At 39.9% G+C, this 21,241-nt stretch carries 22 protein-coding genes; 16 read left to right on the forward strand and 6 right to left on the reverse strand.

From position 1 onward, the window contains the following. The first annotated feature begins 210 nt into the window (after positions 1-210). The 15 genes from L6494_RS22425 (at position 211) to L6494_RS22495 (ending at position 13,662) form a co-directional block, all read left to right on the forward strand. A complete protein-coding gene (locus L6494_RS22425) occupies positions 211-651 on the forward strand; it encodes a PIN domain-containing protein (RefSeq protein WP_237989954.1) in 441 nt (146 codons plus the stop codon). Next, on the forward strand, positions 641-877 hold the full coding sequence (locus L6494_RS22430) for a hypothetical protein (protein ID WP_237989955.1): 237 nt from the start codon (positions 641-643) through the stop codon (positions 875-877). Before L6494_RS22425 ends, L6494_RS22430 begins: the two co-directional genes overlap by 11 nt. Positions 878-916: 39 nt before the next feature. Continuing rightward, a complete protein-coding gene (locus L6494_RS22435; RefSeq protein WP_237989956.1) occupies positions 917-1,153 on the forward strand; it encodes a hypothetical protein in 237 nt (78 codons plus the stop codon). A gap of 565 nt (positions 1,154-1,718) precedes the next feature. Then, positions 1,719-3,167 (forward strand): S8 family peptidase, encoded by a 1,449-nt coding sequence (locus L6494_RS22440; protein ID WP_237989957.1) that lies wholly within the window; start codon positions 1,719-1,721, stop codon positions 3,165-3,167. 97 nt (positions 3,168-3,264) lie between these two features. Next, on the forward strand, positions 3,265-3,819 hold the full coding sequence (gene cobU / locus L6494_RS22445) for a bifunctional adenosylcobinamide kinase/adenosylcobinamide-phosphate guanylyltransferase (protein WP_237996223.1): 555 nt from the start codon (positions 3,265-3,267) through the stop codon (positions 3,817-3,819). 129 nt (positions 3,820-3,948) lie between these two features. Continuing rightward, a complete protein-coding gene (locus tag L6494_RS22450) occupies positions 3,949-4,377 on the forward strand; it encodes a hypothetical protein (protein WP_237989958.1) in 429 nt (142 codons plus the stop codon). A gap of 489 nt (positions 4,378-4,866) precedes the next feature. Next, entirely contained in the window at positions 4,867-5,091 is a 225-nt protein-coding gene (locus L6494_RS22455; protein WP_237989959.1) for a hypothetical protein, read from the forward strand. 135 nt (positions 5,092-5,226) lie between these two features. After that, entirely contained in the window at positions 5,227-5,442 is a 216-nt protein-coding gene (locus L6494_RS22460; protein ID WP_237989960.1) for a hypothetical protein, read from the forward strand. 199 nt (positions 5,443-5,641) lie between these two features. Beyond that, positions 5,642-5,899 carry a hypothetical protein gene (locus L6494_RS22465; protein WP_237989961.1) on the forward strand — a complete coding sequence of 86 codons (258 nt, stop codon included), beginning with the start codon at positions 5,642-5,644 and terminating at the stop codon, positions 5,897-5,899. A gap of 115 nt (positions 5,900-6,014) precedes the next feature. Then, positions 6,015-6,302, forward strand: a complete 288-nt coding sequence (locus tag L6494_RS22470) for a hypothetical protein (protein ID WP_237989962.1) — start codon at positions 6,015-6,017, stop codon at positions 6,300-6,302. A gap of 13 nt (positions 6,303-6,315) precedes the next feature. Beyond that, a complete protein-coding gene (locus L6494_RS22475) occupies positions 6,316-8,466 on the forward strand; it encodes a peptidase domain-containing ABC transporter (protein WP_237989963.1) in 2,151 nt (716 codons plus the stop codon). A 144-nt stretch (positions 8,467-8,610) separates the two neighbouring features. Then, on the forward strand, positions 8,611-10,023 hold the full coding sequence (locus L6494_RS22480) for an HlyD family efflux transporter periplasmic adaptor subunit (protein ID WP_237989964.1): 1,413 nt from the start codon (positions 8,611-8,613) through the stop codon (positions 10,021-10,023). Between the two features lie 79 nt (positions 10,024-10,102). After that, positions 10,103-10,762 carry a hypothetical protein gene (locus L6494_RS22485; protein ID WP_237989965.1) on the forward strand — a complete coding sequence of 220 codons (660 nt, stop codon included), beginning with the start codon at positions 10,103-10,105 and terminating at the stop codon, positions 10,760-10,762. Between the two features lie 291 nt (positions 10,763-11,053). After that, complete coding sequence (locus L6494_RS22490) at positions 11,054-11,731, forward strand: response regulator transcription factor (protein WP_237989966.1); 678 nt, start codon at positions 11,054-11,056, stop codon at positions 11,729-11,731. Positions 11,732-11,847: 116 nt separating this feature from the next. Next, positions 11,848-13,662: a CHASE2 domain-containing protein gene (locus L6494_RS22495; RefSeq protein ID WP_237989967.1), complete on the forward strand. Its 1,815-nt coding sequence runs from the start codon at positions 11,848-11,850 to the stop codon at positions 13,660-13,662. Positions 13,663-13,812: 150 nt separating this feature from the next. On the opposite strand, the gene L6494_RS22500 is transcribed toward L6494_RS22495, so the two are convergent. The 5 genes from L6494_RS22500 to L6494_RS22520 form a co-directional block, all read right to left on the reverse strand. Beyond that, positions 13,813-14,178, reverse strand: coding sequence for a type II toxin-antitoxin system PemK/MazF family toxin (locus L6494_RS22500; protein ID WP_237989968.1), 366 nt, complete (start codon positions 14,176-14,178; stop codon positions 13,813-13,815). Continuing rightward, on the reverse strand, positions 14,168-14,344 hold the full coding sequence (locus L6494_RS22505) for a hypothetical protein (RefSeq protein ID WP_237989969.1): 177 nt from the start codon (positions 14,342-14,344) through the stop codon (positions 14,168-14,170). The genes L6494_RS22500 and L6494_RS22505 overlap by 11 nt, the downstream gene beginning before the upstream one ends. Before the next feature lie 179 nt (positions 14,345-14,523). Next, a complete protein-coding gene (locus L6494_RS22510; RefSeq protein WP_237989970.1) occupies positions 14,524-16,569 on the reverse strand; it encodes a serine/threonine-protein kinase in 2,046 nt (681 codons plus the stop codon). 344 nt (positions 16,570-16,913) lie between these two features. After that, positions 16,914-17,981: a serine/threonine-protein kinase gene (locus L6494_RS22515; protein ID WP_237989971.1), complete on the reverse strand. Its 1,068-nt coding sequence runs from the start codon at positions 17,979-17,981 to the stop codon at positions 16,914-16,916. 337 nt (positions 17,982-18,318) lie between these two features. Next, positions 18,319-19,611, reverse strand: coding sequence for a dihydrolipoamide acetyltransferase family protein (locus L6494_RS22520; RefSeq protein WP_237989972.1), 1,293 nt, complete (start codon positions 19,609-19,611; stop codon positions 18,319-18,321). 477 nt (positions 19,612-20,088) lie between these two features. Between L6494_RS22520 and L6494_RS22525 the strand changes: the two genes are divergently transcribed. Next, on the forward strand, positions 20,089-20,580 hold the full coding sequence (locus L6494_RS22525; RefSeq protein WP_237989973.1) for a hypothetical protein: 492 nt from the start codon (positions 20,089-20,091) through the stop codon (positions 20,578-20,580). A 178-nt stretch (positions 20,581-20,758) separates the two neighbouring features. On the opposite strand, the gene L6494_RS22530 is transcribed toward L6494_RS22525, so the two are convergent. Next, the gene (locus L6494_RS22530) at positions 20,759-21,211 is read right to left on the reverse strand and encodes a YlqD family protein (RefSeq protein WP_237989974.1); all 453 of its coding nucleotides are present in this window, start codon (positions 21,209-21,211) and stop codon (positions 20,759-20,761) included. Positions 21,212-21,241 lie beyond the last annotated feature (30 nt).

Raw genomic sequence — 21,241 nt, forward strand, 5'->3', positions numbered from 1 at the left:
TTACTAAAAAAGGCGGAATGATGGTGTTGTGAAGGCGTAGGTGCAGCTTGTCGGAGACATCGTTGCTGTTGGGAGTGTAAAATGAGGTGCGTCAACGCTTGCGGCTTGTCGTCAGACATCGCTGTGAGAAGTGAAAGATGAATGTAATCCCGTTAGCGCAGCTTACTGTAAGTATCGCTTGTTTTAAAAGACAGTGTGACAAAAATCTATATGACTAGGGTTTATCTAGACACCAGTGTTTATAATCGTCCATTTGATGACCAAACACAACCAAAAATATTTTTGGAAACACAGGCTGTTATCTTAATTTTACAAATGGTAGAAGCAAGATTGATAGAATTAGTGAGTTCTTCAGTTCTACAATATGAAAATAGCCGTAACCCTTTTGTTGTCAATCAGCAATCAATGGATAGATACTTACAAATAGCTGCTTTGAGAATATTGGTAGATGAAAATATTAGAAACAGGGCAGAACAGCTAGAAAAGGAAGGAGTTAAAGCTATTGATGCACTTCATGTAGCGTGTGCAGAAGCTTCTCACAGTGATTACTTTATCACTTGTGACAAGAGACTAATCAACCGATGTCAGAATTTATCAATCACAGTCATCAATCCAAATAATTTTATTTTTGAGGTAGAGAATGACAATTAAAGTTATTAATGATCAAGAAAATTTACATGAAGTAATGCAAGTTTTACTCACTCACTTAGAACCATCAAAAGTAATGAAATTTTGGGCAATCTGTAAACTAAGTGAAGGCGACTATCTACAAGTTAAAGAAAAACTGTTTGCTCAAGAAACAGTTGCTAGTTTATATGCCAAAATCCAAGAATTTCAGGATGCCGAGAGTAAACAATCCTCAGAATCAAACTCATGACAATTAAAGTTATTAATATGAATTAGTGAAAAATTACCAATGAATAAAGAACTGACTCAAGCGATCGCCTCCGAAATTCAGTTATTTCAGAATATCGAACAAAAAGAAAACTTTCTGTTTTTACTCGGTGCTTTACTTGCTAAAATAATCAGCTTAAAAAAAGCTGCGGAAGTCATGCAGCTAGAACCAGCAGAATTACTTAAAATTCTAGACTTGATGGGAATTGAGTTTTCGTATCTCTGTGAAGAAGATGTTGCTTTAGAAAAAAGCTGGTGAATGAATGCAAATTATTATTAATTCATCGCCACTGATTTTCCTGTCAAAATTAAACTATTTGAATCTGTTTGTTGAATCTCCTGATGATTTCTACATTCCTCAATCTGTCGCGGATGAAATAAAAGCTAAATCAGATCCATCTAGCCAAACTGTTCAAGTTTTTGTTGTGATACCAATTCGCAATGGACTAACCCCGCATTTCTCACAAACATTAGGGGCGGGTTCACAGATATTCACGAATATTTCGCTCAACCCGCCCCTACGGACTCTGGACTGAGGTTGCAAGAATTGGTGACAAATTCGGGATATGGTTCGTTACGGCTAAATATCATTTACTCAGAAGTCTAAATCTTGACACAGCCGTAACACACCCTACTTAATATTTACTTTAAAAATAGACTCTCAATTTTATCCAGTTAAATTTGTAAAAATCAAGTCATTTTACTTATTTATTTTATAGTAATTATGGGTTAGGAGGGCGAATTTGTCCCTGAGAAACTGCTATGTCAGTTTTAACAATTAATGCTGCCAAAAAACAGTTATGTTATTTGAGGAGAAACTACCAATGCCTAATCATGATGTTAGTAGAAAATCAAATTCTTTTGACGGGCAAAGTTCTACTTATTTCTCCTCATCAGATACTTTTAATACTGAAAATTACTATAGTTCCCAACTGAATGGCCGTAGTAGCTCTATCCCAGAAACAGATGCTCATGCAACTAGTCAATATAATTCTAATAATGGCTATGGCTTAATCGATGCCTCAAAATCAGTATCACAAGCGGCTGGGCAAAATCCCTATAATGATGTGCCTCAGCTTGGCGGTAATAATTGGGGGTTAGATATGATTAAAGCCCCGGCGGTGTGGGGAAATGGATATACAGGTAATGGGATTGTGGTGGCAGTCATAGATACTGGTGTGGACTACAATCACAATGATTTAAAAAATAATATTTGGACTAATACTAAAGAAATTGCTGGGAATGGCATCGATGATGATGGCAACGGCTATATAGATGATGTGCAGGGTTGGAACTTTAACGGCAACAACAACAACACTTTAGACGATAACGGACATGGTACTCATGTTTCTGGGATTATCGCAGGTGAGAATAATGGCTATGGCGTGACTGGCGTGGCTTATAATGCCAAAATTATGCCTGTGAAAGTTTTAAATAGTTCTGGATCTGGTTCTTATAGTGCGATCGCTAAGGGCATCTACTACGCTGTAGATAATGGTGCAAATATCATTAATCTCAGTCTAGGCGGTGATGCTTCTAGCCAGACACTCAAATCAGCTATTGAGTATGCCAGCAGTAAAGGGGTAATTGTCGTCATGGCCTCCGGTAATGAAGGCGGTTCAGTTCCAGGTTATCCCGCCCGCTATGCTGATAAGTCAGGAATTGCTGTGGGGGCTGTCAATCAAGAGGGTAATCTAACAGACTTCTCTAACCGCGCTGGTGGTAATCAACTTGCCTATGTCACCGCCCCAGGACAGAGTATTTATTCTACAGTTCCAGGTAATGAGTACGCGAATTATAGCGGTACATCAATGGCATCACCTTACGTTGCTGGGGTAGTTGCTCTCATGCTCAGTGCTAACCCGACTCTCACAGAAAGCCAAGTCAGAGAAATCATTACCAGCACAGCAGGTAATAATAACACTAGCAATAATACACCAACATCAGACTCTAATTTTGACTTTAACCCTTTTCTAGATGAGTTCTTTAGAGATTTTTCCACTACTAGCTCATTCTCTCAAGCTTCTAGTTTTAGCATCAAATCTTTACCAGATATCAATACTGTCACTGATAGCTCAAATCCCACGGCTGGAATGACCAATAATCAAACATCTCAGAGTCCGAAAACTGAGTTTACATTCGAGTATTATCTAGATACACCAATGAATAGTTTGGCTAACAGTCCGACCGATATTAATAATGGTATTGATTTCGTTCAATTAATCACAGAAATGACCAGGCAATTTGATAACTTACGAAGACTGTTAGGGTAGGGAATAGGTGACAGGTGACAGGTGACAGGTGACAGGTGACAGGTGATTGGGGACTGGGGACTGGGGATTGGGGACTATAAATACTAGGGAAACAGCTTTGGGTAAAGTCATATTAATCACTGGCCCTGCTAGGTCTGGTAAAAGTGAATGGGCAGAAAATTTGGCTATAGAATCAGGTAAACAGGTGGTTTACGTGGCGACGGCTACTGTTAACCTGGATGATGCAGAGTGGCACAAACGCATTCAATTACACCAAAACCGCCGTCCTCAAGATTGGGTGACGTTGGAAGTTCCGGTGACACTATCTGCAACTCTGGCTGATGCGAAACCTAATACTTGTGTTTTAGTCGATTCTTTGGGGACTTGGGTGGCTAATCTGCTAGAGGAAGATGATGAGAGTTGGGAAAATACCTTGGCGGAATTTTTAGAAACGGTGCAGTTAGTTGCTGCGGATATGGTGTTTGTGGCTGAAGAAACGGGTTGGGGAGTTGTACCAGCATATCCTTTAGGTCGAGCATTTCGCGATCGCCTGGGGGCTTTGGTGCGTCAGTTAAGCTCAATTTGCGAAGCTGTTTATTTGGTTACTGGTGGTCATGTTTTAAATCTGAGTATACTTGGCACACCATTGCCACAATCTATACATGATGAATAATGAAGGTTAATTTAAGAAATTTTAAGAGAAATATATCATTATTCATTAGTGCAATTTTAGTCTGATTCTTAATACAAAATTAAACAGTCAGTATCAAAATTTTCCTCATACCGACTGTAAAATTGTGGTATGGCAACTAAAGAAGAAGTCAAAAGGTATCTTTCCCACTGGTTTCAGTTAGGAAAGAAGGTAGTGGTCGGGAATGAGGGAACAAGCTTGCTACCTCAACCTATATTCCAAGGCGATCGCTACAGCAAAGAGTTTGAAGAATGTTGGCAAAAGATTCTCTCATCGGCAAGTAATTGTTATTTAGAGGGAACTCAGGAGACTATTGCCGAGTTACTAACCCCAGTATGGGAAATGTCACCTTGCGGTCGCTGCACTATGCCGGTAGCTATGCGTACTGTTGGTATGCCTGCGGCTTTTTGTCCATGCAACAATTTACCAGATTGGCCTAATACTGAATTACCGAGTCCAAGGTGTCCAATTAATAATGAAGAACAATTAAAAATAATTCGCGATCGGCTTTTAGGAAATTTTTCTTCCGCTAGTCATTAACTGATCAATCTGCATTAATTAAGTGAGTCGGTGATAAATGAGTAATGAGTAATGAGTAATGAGTAAAGACCCATGACTTATTACTTATAGAAATCCGATTTGATATCTGAAAAAATCTCAGTATATGTAGGGTGTGTTAGGCGTAAGCCTTAACGCACCGAAGACTTTGGGGGGTGCGTTACGCTGTCGCTAACACACCCTACGTATCTGTTCAAAAATCAAATATGAGTCCTATATTACTTCAAAAATAAGTCTGATATAAACCAGATTAAACTATAACTTCAGGTTGTATTTTTCGGAAAAGTCACAAACTTAATTAAGAAATTAAGCTTCATGAATTTGGTAATTAAGTTTGCAGTAAGTGTAAATGACTCAGCTATTTAATCACAGGTATTGTAATAAGCAAGCGAAGAGTTGAAGAGCCAACAAGAGGCAATCAACTAGTAGCTTATCTAGTTCAAAACAATCCTGTTAATGGAGTCAAGTTTCATGCTAGTTCTCGAAAATAACCTGTTCACCGAAGTCACCGTTGAAGAATCTGCTACTGTTAGCGGCGGTCAAGTTGATAATTTATTTAACCTTGATCAATACCTTTACACTTTAGGTGCTGGTGTCACCTTTGGTAATCCTGGATTGACTACAGCAGAAGTGCAATTTGCTTTTGAAAGTGCATTTATTAATGACAACAACGCAGTCCCCATGATAGCTATATAGCTTAATCAGAAATATTTACCTTGAAAAGCTAAAAAATTAATTACTAGCTTTTCAAGGTTGAATTAATCAGCAATTACCCAATAGCTAATTCAACTGAAAATCATCCTGTTCACCCCTTTAATGGAGTCAAATATCATGCTAGTTATCACCAATAATAACCTGTTTACTGAAGTTTCTTTTGAAGAATCTGCTACTGTTAGCGGTGGTCAAGTTACTAATTTATTCAACCTCGATCAATACCTTTACGTTTTAGGTGCTGGTGTCACTTTTGGTAACGCTGGATTGACAACAGATGAAATCCAGTTTGCTTTTGAAAGCTCATTTGGTTTCAACAACAACACAACTGCTTAATTTTCAAATGATTGGCATTAAAAAGCTAGAAAAATTATATTATGCCCAGCTTTTTAGAGGTTGCCTAATCATACTTCAGGGATAATTGAGTAATTTTAAATTTGCTAAATACTGGAGCATTTTGAACGTTCCAGTATTTAGATTAATCCCTTGGAGAAGCATAAAAATAGCTACTGATATTTCAAGGAAAATAAGACTCATGAATGAGAACAGACTTTTTTTTAGATTACTCAGTGCTGAAGAATCTTGTGTTGTTAGTGGCGGTGCTATGCCATTTTTTGATATGAATTCTACAGAGCAAAATACACAAGGTAGAATCATAAATGCCGATGGTTATGGACAAGACGTAACTATTTATGGTTCTCAAACTTCGGACAAAAAAACTCAACCAACTGCGGCTCCTTATCAAGAGATAGCTTTACCATCTATGGTAGATGTAACTCCTACAAGGCGATAAATGAAGGTGAGCCTTGATTGAGTTCAACAGCTAATTTATGCTGATGAGAGTCATGTAATTAAAGTTCCAGGTTTGTCAGGTTTCTAATCGTAATACTGCTGATGAGATAAAGACGATGGAAGAAAAAAGCCCACTTTTTACAGAACTATCTTCTGAAGAATCTGCTGCTGTCAGGGGAGGAGTAAGAGTTAGTTTTGACTTGGATACTTATTTCTATATTTTGGGTGCTGCTGTCGTATTTGGCAATCCTGGACTTACTTCCGCAGAAATTCATTTTGCGTGGATGAATTCGTTTATTTTTAAAGATGTTCAAGTAAGTAATGACAACACTAATACAAGTGCATTCGGCACAAGCTTATCAAGAAGTTCAAGAGTAATATTCTCTAATTTTGGCTTTGTATAAGCATTTTTGCTTTATGAAATACGATTACGTTTTACAACATAGTCAAGAAGATTGTGGTGCTGCTTGTCTAGCAGCAGTAGCTAAACATTATGGACGCAATTTTACACTCAGTCGCATTCGTGAAGCTGTAGGTACAGGACAATTTGGTACTACTTTACTAGGACTAAAAAGGGGAGCAGAAACCATAGGTTTTAATGCTCGTCCAGTGAAAACATCTCCAGAACTTTTGCAATCGATAAATGAAGCACCTTTACCAGCAATTATTCACTGGAAAGGAAATCATTGGGTAGTTTTTTATGGTAAAAAAGGTAAAAAATGTGTAATTGCTGATCCGGCTGTAGGTATTCGTTATCTGTCACCAAAAGATTTAGTAGAGGGTTGGACAGATTGGTTAATGTTGTTGTTAGAACCAGATCCGAGTTTATTTTGGCATGGAGAAGATGATAAAATTGGCGGTTTTTGGCGTTTCTTCAAGCGTGTCTGGCATTTTCGCGGCATTTTAGCTCAAGCTTTACCCCTAAATCTCTTATTAGGAGTTTTGTCTTTAGCGTCTCCTTTTTTGTTACAAATTCTTACGGATGATGTTTTAGTTCGCGGTGATACTAAGCTACTAACTACGATGGCGATCGCAGTCGTAGTCATGAATTTTATTGCTAGTAGTCTGGCTTGGGTACAATCTAACCTGATCGCTCATTTTGCTCAACGTTTACAACTAGGTTTAGTCCTAGAATTTGGACGGCAGATTCTGCGCTTACCTCTGAGTTATTATGAAGCTCGTCGGAGTGGAGAAATTGTTAGCCGTCTGCAAGATATTAACCAAATTAATCAGTTAGTCGCTCAAGTTGTTGTTAGTCTACCTAGTAAATTTTTCGTTGCGGTAATTTCCTTTAGTTTGATGGCTTTTTATAGCTGGAAACTAACATTGGTCGCTATGTTAGTTGCTGGGATGATGACCACATCTACCATTGTGTTTCAGCCAACTTTACGGCGAAAAACCCGTGAGTTATTAGTGCAGGATGCAGAAAATCAAGGTATTTTAGTAGAAACTTTTAAAGGTGCGCTGACTCTTAAAACTACTACTGCTGGTTCGCAATTTTTAGAGGAATTAAATAATCGCTTTAATCGTCTGGCGACTCTGACATTACGCACCATTCAAATAAGTATTATCAATAATACTTTTTCAGGATTTTTCTCGGCAATTGGTAGTGTAATATTACTCTGGTTTGGCGGTAATTTGGTGATTAACCCCGCAGAAAATTTGAGTATTGGACAGCTATTAGCTTTTAATTCGATGAATGGTAATTTTCTCGGTTTAATTGCTACTGTCATCAGCTTTGTTGAGGAATTTACCCGCGCTAAAACTGCCATGCAACGCCTGACAGAAGTTATAGACACTACACCAGAAAATGCTGATGATGGGAAGAAACCATTTGCTAAAATTCTGCCTGATGCGGATATTATTTGTACTAATGTTAACTTTCACTATGCAGGAAGAGTTGACCTTTTAGAAGATTTTACTTTAACTATTCCTGGCGGAAAAGTTACGGCTTTAATTGGTAAGTCTGGTTGTGGTAAAAGCTCTTTAGCTAAACTAATTACTGGGTTATATCCTCTGCAATCTGGTAATATCCGCATTGGATTATATAATTTAGAAGATTTAGCTTTAGATTGTTTACGTCAGCAGGTGGTGCTAGTTCCTCAAGATGCTCACTTTTGGAGTCGTTCAATTGTAGAGAACTTTCGCTTAGGTGCGCCCTATGTGAGTTTTGAACAAATTGTGAGAGCTTGCCAAATAGCTAATGCTGATGAATTTATTAGTAAACTACCAGATAAATATCAAACTGTTTTAGGCGAATTTGGAGCTAATATTTCTGGTGGTCAACGTCAGCGTTTAGCAATAGCTAGAGCGATAATTACAGAACCTCCAATTTTAATTTTAGATGAATCTACAGGCGGGCTTGATCCAGTCAGTGAAACGCAGGTTTTAGATCGATTATTACGTCATCGCCAAGGTAAAACTACAATTTTAATTAGTCATCGTCCAAAAGTAATTAATCGAGCTAATTGGATTGTTTTGTTAGAGCAAGGTAGGTTAAAGTTGCAAGGTTCTGTAGACGAACTACGAGCTAAAACAGGAGACCATTTAGACTTTTTAAATTCGTAATTCGTAATTCGTAATTCGTAATTCGTAATTCGTAATTCGTAATGGGCTAACGCCCCGCTCCGCTAACGTAACGATGCTCCCCCCCGCTACGCTCTACCTACGCAAATAATTTCCATCATCAAAGCGGATTAGTATAGGTGAAATATGCTGTATATTCAGAATCAGAAAATCCTCACAGCACCCCAAGATGATGATTTTTTACCTCCTGTTAGCATTTGGACATCTTTAGTAGGAATTTTACTAGTAGGAACTGTTGGGACTGCGATCGCACTTGCGGCTTGGATTAAATATGATGTCGTCGTCAGAACCCCTGCTACAGTCAGGCCTGTGGGTGATGTGCGCCTAGTGCAGCCGGAAATGGAGGGGACTGTTGAGAGTGTATTAGTGAGGGAAAATCAAATTGTCAAGCGGGGTGATGCGATCGCGCGTTTGGATACAGATCAATTACAAATCAAACAAAGTCTATTACAAAGCAATATTCAACAGGGTAAATTACAACTCATCCAAATTGATGCCCAAATCAGCACTCTAGAGACTCAAATACTTGCTGAAGCTAGGTTAATTGAACGTACAATTGCATCCGCTCAAGCTGATTTAAGCAGAAATCAACGAGATTACCAAGAACGAAAAATTACTACTTCTAGTGAATCCCTGGCTGCTGAAGCGGGGTTACAAAAAGCCCTAGCCAATTTGCAAAAAGCTGAAGCTGATTTAGAATTTGCCAAAGTAGATCGCGATCGCTACCAGCAGTTAACAGAAATAGGTGCGATTGGTAGGCGGGAATACGAACAGAAAAAACTCGTTGTAGAACAGACTAAAGCCTTACTAGCAGCCGAAAAACAAGTTGTAGAAATTGCCCAAGCCCAATTGCAATCTGCAAAAGCGGCGGTGAACCCCAGTAACGCAACAGTAGCGATCGCCACAGAACGCATCGCCCAGGAACGTGCTAGAGGGGAGGCTAGCATGGCTACGCTAAACAAAGAAAAACAAGCCCTCCAGCAGCGCAGAGTGGAAATGCAAGCCCAATTCAACCAATATCACAAAGAACTACAACAAGTAGAAAGACAATTACAAAGTAGTATTATTCGCGCCACTAGCGATGGTGTAATTCTCAAGTTAAATTTACGCAACCCTGGCCAAGTGGTACGCGCGAGTGAACCAATTGCAGAGATTGTTCCCCAAAATACTCCTTTAGTAATCAAAGCCATGATTCCCACCGCAGACATTAAAAAAGTAGACGTAGGGCAGAAAGTACAACTGCGCGTTGATGCTTGTCCCTACCCTGATTATGGAACTCTCCAGGGTGTAGTCAGTGCCATTTCTCCAGATACCATCACACCACAGCGCAATGATACTAATACAGGTGCAAGCAATGCTGTAACACCCACGGGGGGATATTTTGAGGCAACAATTCAACCAGAAAGTCTTAAATTTGGTGATGGCGATCGGCAATGTCACATCCAATCGGGGATGAATGCCAACGCCAACATTATTTCTCAACAAGAAACCGCATTACAATTCATACTCAGAAAAGCCCGATTAGTTACTGACTTATAAATCGGCATAAAGCATTGATTTTCTTCCCCAATCCCCAGTCCCCAATCCCCAGTCCCCAGTCCCCAGTCCCCTATAAGCTATGACCCTTGTTAAATTTCTGCCATCTTATCAGAGAATTCAACAAGCATTGCAATGGTGGTCTTCTAGACAGTCAATAAAGCTTTTTCTCGAAGCTGAAAAAATTCGGGATGATTTATTGCAAGAAGCCTTTACAATTCGTCGCAATCTAGATGTATTAGCGACAGATAATTTCAATTTATCCAACCACAAAACTCAGGAATATCTTAGACAAATTGATAATTTCCACAATTCTTTAGTAAAATTAAGCAACCGCTTATTTCCCGAATCACTTCAAGATAGTTTTCCCTTAGCTATTGAGTGCTTAATAGAACCTTGGTTAACAGTTAACCCCCATCTATATTTTCATCTTGATTTACCAGTTTATTGGCGACATGAACAAGCATCACATAGTTTGATTGTCCTATCAACGTTAGAGGAATTACTGACAATCACTTTGCCCCATATTTTAAGTAAAATTACAATTTGTATTAGTTTAAAGCAGCAAAAAAATATGGGGCAGTTAAATGTACAAATTAACTATCCTGATGTCACTACATTTGTTTGCCATACTAGCTTACCAGAATTAGATTATCTTTGTGATACTTTTCAATTTTTAACTTCAGGTAGATGTTTTTATCGTACTAGTCATCACAAAGTAGTTTGGTATTTATTTTGGTAATTATTGTCCTAAAAATTTTTGTATTGCACCTAAAAATGCTTTCTCCACAATCATTTCATCGATAGAATAATCTCACTAGGTAATTCTGAAAATCAAGAATCTAAAATTTGATAGTTACATTCTCTCATTCTTTTCTTTGTGAGGTCAATCCTAAATACTCTCTACAAAACTTTCCGCAAATGCTGCACTGCATCAGCTTCTCTTTCCCTACGGGACGATCTGCGAACAGAGAGGCTGACACGAACACTATCGTAAATTGTAAATCTAAAATTAGTTGGCAGGGTGTTAATTATGAAACAAACATTAACTGAAAAGGCACTCCTGAAAATTTTAGTTATTGATGACCATGAATCTGTTTTAAGCGGAACAGTAGAATTACTACGAAAACATTATTTAGATGCAGAAATTATCACTGCTATAAACGCTTATCATGCACTAGAACAAGTAAGTATTTTACAGCCTGATCTTGTAGTTATGGATCTGTCTATTCCCAAAAATATGGGAGTAACAGCGCGTCCTGATACGGGAGTGCAACTCCTCAGAACATTCATGAAAAATTATCCCGATTTAAATATTGTTGTGCAAAGCGCACATATCAGAACATTAGTCAGAATTAAACCGGAAGTTGATACTCATAAAGGAGGTTTTACTGTTGCTGATAAGAGTCTTTCTACCCAAGAAATGTTAACCAGAGTTGATTGGGCATTACAAGGATTAACTCATACAAAAGATATCAAAGGCATTCATTCGGGATTAGAAATTAAACCAGAGTGGCTAAAGGTATTAAATTTAGCATTTGATGAAGGCTTACAAGATAAAGCGATCGCTGAAGGAATGTCTATCTCTGAACGCATGGTACGTCATTACTGGAGTAAGCTGCAAGATGCTTTAGACATTTATCCCGATCAGGGTAAAAACATTCGCATTCAAACAGAAATGAGGGCTAGGGCTGAAGGGTTAATTGATTAGGGACAAATCAAGTCAAAAGTCAAAAAAATATTTCTTGTCCCTGTCACCTGTCACCTGTCACCTGTTACCTGTTACCTGTCCCCTTTACCTATCGCTAAAGACTGGAGAATGAACTTATGCCTCCTGGACTTTGGAATATTATCAAAGCAGAAATTGCTATGTGGCGTGTGGGAATATTACCAGGATGTGCCGTCATTGGTCTAGTAATATTAGCTCGTACCCTGGGTTTAATTCAGTCTTTAGAATGGCTAGCATTTGATAATTTTCTGCGTGTGCGTCCAGAAGAACCTATTGATGAAAGAATTGTGATTGTAGGAATTAATGAAGAAGATATTCATCGTCATAATGACTATCAAATAGAGTCTTTTATTACCGATCGCGATTTAGCTGCAATGTTATTAAAATTGCAGACATATCAGCCTAGAGTTATTGGTCTGGATATTTATCGAGACTTACCAGTCAGACCTAGTGATAGTGAACTAGCGGAGGTTTTGATACCCGAACGAATTGGTTTTGTAGACCAAATTACTGATATTGACGGTAAATTAAGAAGAATTTTATTAGGCACGCCAACATCTCATGGCTACAAGTTATCCTTGTCTGTGAAATTAGCATCTGCTTATTTAGCCCATGAGAATATTTTCTTAGAAAATGGCATTCGCGATCGCGCCACCATGCGATTCGGTAAAACCGAACTACCGCGCTTTTTACCTAATTCTGGGGGATATATCCGCACTGATGCAGGTGGAGTCCAGATATTGCTCAATTTTCGTAGTGGTCGCGCCAGATTTCGCACTGTATTGGGGAATGATATCAAAAGTGGTAAAATAAATCCTGAATGGATACGCGATCGCATCGTGATTATTGGCATCATCGCCCCCAGTCGTCAAGATTTTATTACTACTGCTGCAACTCCATCCACCCAAACCGCCCAAGGTCGAGTCTATGGAGTTGAAATTCAAGCCCATGCTGTTAGTCAAATCATCAGTTCCGTCCTTGATGGTAGACCCCTATTAAATACCTGGGATGATCACTGGGAATATATATGGATTTTCTCCTGGGGTTTTGGCGGAATTGCGATTGCTAGACTAACTAAGTCTCCCTTGAAAAATTTGATAGTTGTTATTTTAGTTAGTTGTGCTTTGGTAATTATTAGTTATTTATTCTTAATTTGGGGTTGGTGGCTGCCAGTCATTCCCGCTATTTTGGTATTGATTATAAATGGGATGGAACTCACAGCTTTATATCAATATGATCAATCTTTACGTTCAGGAATAAAAATTCGTCAAGCTATTATAGAAAGCACATTTGAAACAATTCATAATGGCCCTTTGCAAAGTCTCGCCAAAGTTTTGCAACTGCTACGAGTTAAAGATAAATCAACAAAAGAATTGCTTCCACAAATAGAAAAGGAACTAGAAAAATTAAACCATGAATTAAGAGGAATTTATGAATATTTACAGCAGCAATCCTTAGATCAAGATACAAGTCTTTATTTGGGAAATAATTTGGTATTAAATTTACAAGAACCTCTGCACGACATTCTTTATCAAGTTTATAGTTATACTTTAGAGAGGAATTTTGCTTGTTTTAAACATATTCGAGTTAAGATTCGCAGTTTTGAACCTCTAGATGAGCGATATTTAAGCATCGAACAAAAGCGAGGAATTTGTAGATTTTTAGAGGAAGCCTTGTGTAATGTTGGTAAGCACGCCACAGGTGCAACCCGCCTGCAAGTTACTTATGCTTTATCTAACGGTTGGTACACTTTGAGCATAATTGACGATGGCGTAGGAGTCAGTTCTGCTAAAGCAGGCCGGGGAACGCAACAGTTTATTAATTTAGCACAACAACTAAAAGGGAAATTTCAGCGATCGCCCCTTTCTCCTCATGGTACTATTTGTCAATTATCTTGGCGAATGGATAGATAATGGGGATTGGATATTGGGTAATGAATCAGTTGTTAGACCTGCCTTGAAAATAGAGAGTGGGGAGTAGAGAAAATCATAGGTTCTGAAATAATAGGATTTCTGACAATTATTTAGTGCGTTCTCCGCTCTTTTAGTAGTGTAGTAAAACTTTTAAAAAGTGGTATCCGGATCAGCCGCACTATCCTGCTGTATCCCGCCGGCTAAATCCAATACAAAAATCAGAGCTTGCTTGATTTCAAGCATCGTTTCGTCTGACAACTCTCCTAATTTGCGCTCTAGTCTTGCCGCAGAAATTGAGCCTAAACCTTGTACATTGGCAACAGAACCCTGTCGGAGAGAAGACACATTGGGCAGTTTAACTTCGTAGTTACTCCCTCGATTTTGTGTCGTCACAGGTATGTAGAGAATTAAAGCGCGAGGTGGATTTGGATCATAACGAGACACAATGACAATCGGACGAGTCTTAGCTGCAAGTCCTAAATCGACCAGCCAGACTTCACCAGCTTTAGGGCTCATCAATCAGATCCAATACTTCTTGTTCAACTACTCTAGAGCGAAGAATATCTAGAGCATCTTGGTCTGCCAATTCAATGATTTCTACAAGGTACTGGCGTACCTGTTCAACAATATCAGGTTTCCATTGGCGCAGTTTGATGTCAAGTTCTTGAACTAAGGCATCCATATCAAATTCTGACAACGAATATTATCTCTATTTTATCTGAATAGAGCCAGAGAACTCCCGGTACAGCTACAAACTTACCGGGAGACGGCAGTTGCTACAAGTCGGCGTAGCCGCCCAACGCGCGGCCTGATGAATTGCGACCAATATAAATTATTGACTTCCAATTCGCTTCTAAGTATTTAATTACCCACACGCCAAACTCTGATAGTGTTATCTTCACTACCACTAATGAGACTTTGACCGTCAGGTGTAAAAACGACGGATGTGACTGTGTTTTCATGCCCAAGGAGGGTACGAAGTTCTTCACCGGTTTCTAAGTTCCAGAGTTTGATAGTTTGGTCGCGGCTAGCACTGGCGAGGGTGTTACCATTGGGACTAAAGGCAATAGCCGTCACTGTTTCCGTATTACCTTTGAGGGTGCGGAGTCTTGTACCTTCGTCTATATTCCAGAGTTTGATGGTGCGATCGCGGCTAGCACTGGCGAGGGTGTTACCATCTGGACTAAAGGCAATTGATGTCACTGTCTCACCACTACCTGCAATTGTGCGGATGAGGGATTCAGCTTGTAAATTCCAAATTTTGATGGTTTTGTCAAAACTACCACTAGCAATAGTTACATTATCAGCACTGATGGCAACTGAACGTATCCAAAATCTATGACCTCTCAGTGAAGTGATTAATCTGCCGTTAGCTAGATTCCAGACTTTGATAGTTTTATCATCACTACCACTCACCAAGGTTTTACTGTTGGAACTGATAGCTAAGGCATGAATTGCGTCGCTATGGGCTGCTAAGGTGTGAATTACCTGACGAGTTTTGAGATTCCAGATTTTAATGGTGTTATCATCACTACCACTCACCAAGGTTTTACCATCAGGACTAATGACTACAACATTGACTTTGCGGGAGTGTCCTTTTAAAGTGGCGATTTCTTCACCTGTGGCGATATTCCAGAGTTTAATGGTGCGATCGTCTCCACTGCTAGCAATGATTTTACCATCTCGGCTGACTGCGACGGAGGAAACAGAGTTTTCATGTCCTGGGAGGGTGTTGGTTAAAGCCACCTCTCTCAAGGTTGTCTTTTGTGGCTGTGCTAAAAACGCTTTCCCTGGTGCGGAATTATTGCGACGTTGAATTAGCTTTGGGGATAAATTGCTGTAAATTCGGCGATATTGGTCATACCAAGATTCACTAAATCCGAATAACATCACCAAAGCAGCCACTAAAACACCAGTTCGCATTAACCCGTATAAGATTCCTAAACGTGGTTTCCGATGTACTTGGGTGGAGGGGATTTTTCCCGATGTTTGACCTGCGGCTGGTAATGCAAGCTGCTGTTTGGGAGTAATATCTTGGAGGGCTTCATCGGCTGATTGGTAGCGGTCTTTGAGGTCTTTTTGCAACAGCTTATCCAGGACAAAATCCAACTCTGGATGAATAGGACGGTGCAAATATTTCCGCCAATTAGTTACCCAACCATAGCCGTGTTCCATCCACAATTGGAACGGCGAAACTCCCGTTAACAGGTGAAAGCAGGTAGCCCCCAAGGCGAATAAATCACTAGCTGCATAAGCCTTACCATCGCGGATTTGTTCTAGGGGTGAGTAACCATGTGAACCAATTGATGTCCCAAAATTTTGGGCTTTGGCGGTTAATTGCTTAGAAGAACCAAAATCGATGAGATTTAATCGCCCATCACTGCGACAACGGATAATATTTTCTGGTTTGATGTCACGATGAATTACACCGCGATCGTGAATAAATTTCAGGACAGGTAATATATCTAAGAGAATGGCTTGAATTTCCCCTGGTCTATAGTTTTTGCGTTGCTGTAACTCCTTTAATAAGTTTTGTCCATTGATAAACTGTTGTACTAAATACAAGCAGTTGTCTTGTTCAAAGTAAGCCAGCAGCGTGGGAATTTGGGGATGTTCTCCTAGTTCTTGTAATCGTTTCGCTTCTTCAGCAAACAACTCTACGGCTTTTTTTTGTGACCAAGTTCCTTGAAATTTTGGTGCTAGTTGTTTAATGACACAATGTTCATTTAATTTATCTTTATCTTCTGATAGATAGGTTCTACCAAATCCGCCTTCATCAGAAAGCACTCGGATGACACGAAAGCGATTTCTTAACAGTGATACTAAGGGAGTACCACAGCTTTGACAGGACTTTTTTCCATCTGAATTATGAGGATTTAGGCAATCTGGATTTAAGCAGCAGATCATGTTCTGATAGGTGCGGCTGCATGACAATTTATGTTAAATTAACCCCGCAAATTCCCTGAATGTAGAATAGGTATTGTGTACTTTTGGTAGATCACACGGGTATCAGGAATTGGGGTTTTATTGATATGGTAAATCTTGGTAAATGCTAGTACAAACAGGAAGTTCCTAAGCAGGATTTTTTCTACCTGATTAATTATTCTCCCGATTATATAATATTCCGCAATAAAATATCTTGTTCTAGAGGTGCTAGTAGTAGGTTGAGTTAAGCGCAGCGCAACCCAACATGAATATTGGTGTTGGTTTCCTTGTGTCAACCCAACCTACAGTCCTACAACTTTCCTGGCTTAATATAATGGACGCTGAGACTGTTTGGTTTTTAGTTTAGCTTTCCATTCCCGAATAGCGATCGCAGTTCTGGCTACAGGTGGTATATATTCCTGAGACGGGGCTATTTTTTCTGTAAGTTTATTTTTAATGGGTTGCGTAGTCAAACAGTTACTCAAGTTTGGTATATCACTTTCTACCCTCAAAGCTCTAGTCACATCACTAGGTTTTTGGAAGCGTTCATTGAGGGAAAATTTTAACATTTTGTTTAAGATATGAGCAAAACTATCACTTACGGTTACATATTTATACCAACAAATTTCACCAGTCTGGCTATCATTATCCATTTCTAATGGGGCTTTACCAGTTAACAAGTAAACACACGTCATCCCCAGGGCATAAATATCGCTAGCATATACTGGACGCAGAGAAAATTGTTCTGGCGGTGCAAACCCCATTGTGCCGACAAAGTTAGTATTAATGGTTGTATTGTGTGCATCATTCCCAACATCAACCAAATTTTCTTTGACTGCACCAAAATCTATCAAGACTATGCGCTGATCATCCACACAGCGCAGTAGGTTTAGGGGTTTAATATCTCGATGAATGACTTGATTTTGATAAAGATATTGTAAAACTGGCAGTAATTCCCGCAAAAACTGTTTTACTTCAGCTTCTGTTTTCGTACCATTGCATCTGACTTCCCGTGCTAAAGTCGAACCCTGGATGTATTCTTGTACCAAATACAGTTCCCCGTCGCCTTCAAAATAGTCTAGCAACATGGGAATTTGCGAATGGCTACCGAGTTTAGCTAAGATTTTAGCCTCTTGTCCAAAACGCTGACACGCATTTTGCCAACTTTTAGTGCTAGTAGCCTTGGGACAAAGTTGTTTAATCACACATAGGGGATTTCCGGGTAATACCGCATCTTGTGCGAGAAAAGTGATACCAAAACCACCCCTACCTAAAATGCGTAAGATTTCATAGCGATCGCGGAATAATTGCTTAGAACCACACATTTGAGCCAGCAGATTTTGCTCTAAGCTGTACTCACGAAGATTTGTGATGTTCCCAGAAAAACGATTCATAGATCAAATAATGGCTGCTTGGTAATGTTCTTAATCTAACCACATTTTTTTATCTATGCTAGTAGCATTACTGGTTCTTTGCAAAATCATAATTTTCTCTACACACTAACTACCAATTCACTATCGAAAGTTTATTATTTTTTTATCAATTTATCGTGATGCTCTCATGAATGCTTGAAATTTCGGGAGTTTGGTGATTTTGATCACACCATTTCTTGAGCATTCAATATCCCAGTATTTTCACTTGTTCCAGAAACTGAAGAACCCCGGCTTCTCAAAGAAGCCAGGGTTCTAAATTATGAGGCTGTCAAAAAATCAATTTTGATTTAACACTTAACTAAAGAGTTAAAGATTGAGCATTAGTCTCAATTAACTTAGCTAAGTCTTGTAAAAACGCCGCCGCATCAGCACCATAAATAATGCGGTGGTCAGAAGTAATATTGACCTGCATTTGTTGACGCACACCAAACAAACCATCTGGGGTAGCTACAACTTGGGGACGAGATGCACCGATCGCTAAAATTGAACCTTGTCCGGGGGGTAAAATGGCATCAAATGTATCTACGCCATACATTCCCAGGTTAGACAGGGTGAAAGTACCACTGTTATATTCATCAGGTTGTAGTTGTTTGGCTCTAGCGCGTTCTACTAGAGACTTCCAGTTGCGTGAAAGGGAATAAATATCTACTTGGTCAGCATTTTTTAATACGGGTGTAATTAAACCGCCATCATCCATCGCCACAGCTACGGCAATATTGATGTCGCCATGATAAACCACACCTTGATCGGAATAGCTAGCATTTAAAAGTGGGTGTTTTTGTAATGTCACCGCTACTGCTTTCGCCAGTAACGCTGTCATTGTTACGCCTTTAGATTTAATTTGTTTGTAAAGTTTGTCTAACCCATCAGTGGTGATTGTGTAACTAACCCGGAATTCTGGGACAGCTAGGCTAGCTACCATATTCCGAACCACGGCATTTTGCAGAGCATTGAATGGTGCTATTTGACCAGGAACTGCTGCTACTGGTGCAGGTGCGGGTGCTGCTGTCCGTGGTGCTGGTGGTGCAACTGGGGTGATGCTTGGTGCAGGAGTTGTGGGAGCAGCAGGTGCAGTAATTTTACCCACGACAGATTCTACATCCTCGGCGACAATCCGACCGTAAGGGCCACTACCTTTGAGGGTGGTTAAATCCACTTTCAGTTCTTTGGCTAACTTCCGCGCTCTTGGTGACGCAACAAGTCTACCTTCCTTGTGGTTAGACCCGTTTTGAGATGCTACAGTTGGTGTTCCTACTGAGGCTGTAGCTGCAACTAGTTCAGGCGTAGCGGTAGGAGTAGCTGCTGCACCGCCGGCATTTCCCATAGATTTGGCGGCTTCGATTTCGGCTTCAGTTTCTGCAACATAAGCGATCGCAGCTCCTACAGGCGCACTGTCACCAGCTTGGACTACGATATGTGCGAGATACCCTTCATAGAAGGTTTCTACATCCATATCTGCCTTATCTGACTCAACAACCACCACTGTTTCGCCTTTTTCCACTTTATCCCCCGGCGATTTTACCCAGGAGACAATTTTGCCTTCGGTCATAGTGGAACTCAACGCCGGCATGAATACTTCGTGAATGCTCATATGGTGGTTCTAGAATCGATGGGTTTATGGACTTTAACAGCTTTTGCCAGATCGAATTGTATCTTGGCTGGAGAGTTTTATGTTTGAGATTTTCTATTTTAAATCGGGAATTGGGAATTGGGAATTGACTGAAAATCTTCCCTGTCACCTGTCACCCGTCCCCTGTCACCTGTCCCCTGTCACCTGTCACCTGTCACCTGTCCCCTGTCCCCTATCCCCTATCCCCTCGGAACATCCAGGCAACATTGAAGTCTATGCTTCCATGCTAATAATCAATTGTTGGTGCTGGTTATCAGTCCGTAGCATGAGTTTTTCACAATTTCCCTACAATTTTTATATATTTTTGTATCACTCATCACAAATTATCAGAAATTAGGAGCTTTCTCAAGGAAGATGATAGGGAATAGTTAGTGGTGAAACATCAATTGAAAATCCCAACTTGACCATTAGTTTTTTTTGAAATGCGTGTTTAGTTTTATGTCAGTAAAACTGAAGTTCTTTTTGATTTTGATATTTAGTATCTTTGCTGCTGCTGGTGCTGGTGTTTATATGATTCAGCACCAAACAGCAATGCCAATTGTGGATAATATCAATGCTCAACCACAGCCATTGTCAGATGTACAACATTCTCAAGAGATTGTGGAAGATTCGGAACGCGCTCAATATCAAATTATACCTTTAGAAAATATCAATTCCCCTTTACAAGGTAGCGATCCGACAAAGCTGGCTGTGAATTTCTTGGATGATTTTATACCCACAAAGGGTAAACGCAAGGTAGAAGTTGTCTATCCACAACCGAATCAAGCTTTAGTGACAGTGATCCAAACACCGTCTCAAGACGATTCGGCTGAGTCTATAAGATATCGATTGGAGATGAATAGCTTTGGGCGATCGCTCTTATCAAGTTCACCGCCAATCTGGCAAATTGTTTGGGTAGGTTCTCAAATTCAATGTCAAGGTGAGTGCTGAGTGGTGAGTGGTGAGTGGTGAGTGGTGAGTGGTGAGTGGTGAGTGGTGAGTGGTGAGTGTGGTGTGTGGTGTGTGGAGTGCTATTAGCGGTAGCGGGGCGTGAGCAACGTCCTGAGTTAAAAGACCGCCCACTAGGGGCGGGGTATCACAAATTTAATTTGAGAATTCGTAACTTTAATTAAAGATCGCCACGAATGTCTTCGACAACTCCATCACGGAGAACGATTTCAACTTGCATTTTGCTAATTAAGTTATCGCCCCGTTCAACACGGAAAAAGCCTTCCATTTGAAATTGATTCACTTCTTGATCCAACTCCAGCAACTGTACTTGCTGGAGATTTTGGAGCATTTGGTTTTTCTGTTCTAGGAATTCGGTTTTCTTTTGATTGATTTGCTGTTGGATATTATCAATTTGTTGGAGGGTTTGGGGGCCGGGTGGCTGGAGACTTTGCTTTTGAATGGCGGAAATCGCTCTTTGTCCTTCAACGTCCAACTGTTGCAATTGCTGATCAAGTTGGTTGATCTGCGCTTGCAGTTGTTGTTGCACTTCCTCTTTCCAGAGGGGGGTGACAATGACTTTGACGTTAACGACGCGCTTTAACAGCAAATTCGGGTTGGAGAAATCTGTCATAAAAGTTTCACGTTCACTCTTGTATTTTGC

Origin of the sequence: Nostoc sp. UHCC 0870 (assembly GCF_022063185.1) — a bacterium.
GTDB lineage: Bacteria > Cyanobacteriota > Cyanobacteriia > Cyanobacteriales > Nostocaceae > Trichormus.

Excerpts from the sequence above, each read along its gene's own strand:
- L6494_RS22435 (WP_237989956.1), top strand. The coding sequence starts at position 917 with ATGAATAAAGAACTGACTCAAGCGATCGCCTCCGAAATTCAGTTATTT.
- L6494_RS22470 (WP_237989962.1), top strand. The coding sequence starts at position 6,015 with ATGGAAGAAAAAAGCCCACTTTTTACAGAACTATCTTCTGAAGAATCT.
- L6494_RS22520 (WP_237989972.1), bottom strand. The coding sequence starts at position 19,611 with ATGAGCATTCACGAAGTATTCATGCCGGCGTTGAGTTCCACTATGACC.
- L6494_RS22500 (WP_237989968.1), bottom strand. The coding sequence starts at position 14,178 with ATGAGCCCTAAAGCTGGTGAAGTCTGGCTGGTCGATTTAGGACTTGCA.
- L6494_RS22480 (WP_237989964.1), top strand. The coding sequence starts at position 8,611 with ATGCTGTATATTCAGAATCAGAAAATCCTCACAGCACCCCAAGATGAT.
- L6494_RS22465 (WP_237989961.1), top strand. The coding sequence starts at position 5,642 with ATGAATGAGAACAGACTTTTTTTTAGATTACTCAGTGCTGAAGAATCT.
- L6494_RS22490 (WP_237989966.1), top strand. The coding sequence starts at position 11,054 with ATGAAACAAACATTAACTGAAAAGGCACTCCTGAAAATTTTAGTTATT.
- L6494_RS22460 (WP_237989960.1), top strand. The coding sequence starts at position 5,227 with ATGCTAGTTATCACCAATAATAACCTGTTTACTGAAGTTTCTTTTGAA.
- L6494_RS22475 (WP_237989963.1), top strand. The coding sequence starts at position 6,316 with ATGAAATACGATTACGTTTTACAACATAGTCAAGAAGATTGTGGTGCT.
- L6494_RS22450 (WP_237989958.1), top strand. The coding sequence starts at position 3,949 with ATGGCAACTAAAGAAGAAGTCAAAAGGTATCTTTCCCACTGGTTTCAG.
- L6494_RS22430 (WP_237989955.1), top strand. The coding sequence starts at position 641 with ATGACAATTAAAGTTATTAATGATCAAGAAAATTTACATGAAGTAATG.
- L6494_RS22440 (WP_237989957.1), top strand. The coding sequence starts at position 1,719 with ATGCCTAATCATGATGTTAGTAGAAAATCAAATTCTTTTGACGGGCAA.
- L6494_RS22515 (WP_237989971.1), bottom strand. The coding sequence starts at position 17,981 with ATGAATCGTTTTTCTGGGAACATCACAAATCTTCGTGAGTACAGCTTA.
- L6494_RS22425 (WP_237989954.1), top strand. The coding sequence starts at position 211 with ATGACTAGGGTTTATCTAGACACCAGTGTTTATAATCGTCCATTTGAT.
- L6494_RS22455 (WP_237989959.1), top strand. The coding sequence starts at position 4,867 with ATGCTAGTTCTCGAAAATAACCTGTTCACCGAAGTCACCGTTGAAGAA.
- L6494_RS22530 (WP_237989974.1), bottom strand. The coding sequence starts at position 21,211 with ATGACAGATTTCTCCAACCCGAATTTGCTGTTAAAGCGCGTCGTTAAC.
- L6494_RS22495 (WP_237989967.1), top strand. The coding sequence starts at position 11,848 with ATGCCTCCTGGACTTTGGAATATTATCAAAGCAGAAATTGCTATGTGG.
- L6494_RS22485 (WP_237989965.1), top strand. The coding sequence starts at position 10,103 with ATGACCCTTGTTAAATTTCTGCCATCTTATCAGAGAATTCAACAAGCA.
- L6494_RS22510 (WP_237989970.1), bottom strand. The coding sequence starts at position 16,569 with ATGATCTGCTGCTTAAATCCAGATTGCCTAAATCCTCATAATTCAGAT.
- L6494_RS22505 (WP_237989969.1), bottom strand. The coding sequence starts at position 14,344 with ATGGATGCCTTAGTTCAAGAACTTGACATCAAACTGCGCCAATGGAAA.
- L6494_RS22525 (WP_237989973.1), top strand. The coding sequence starts at position 20,089 with ATGTCAGTAAAACTGAAGTTCTTTTTGATTTTGATATTTAGTATCTTT.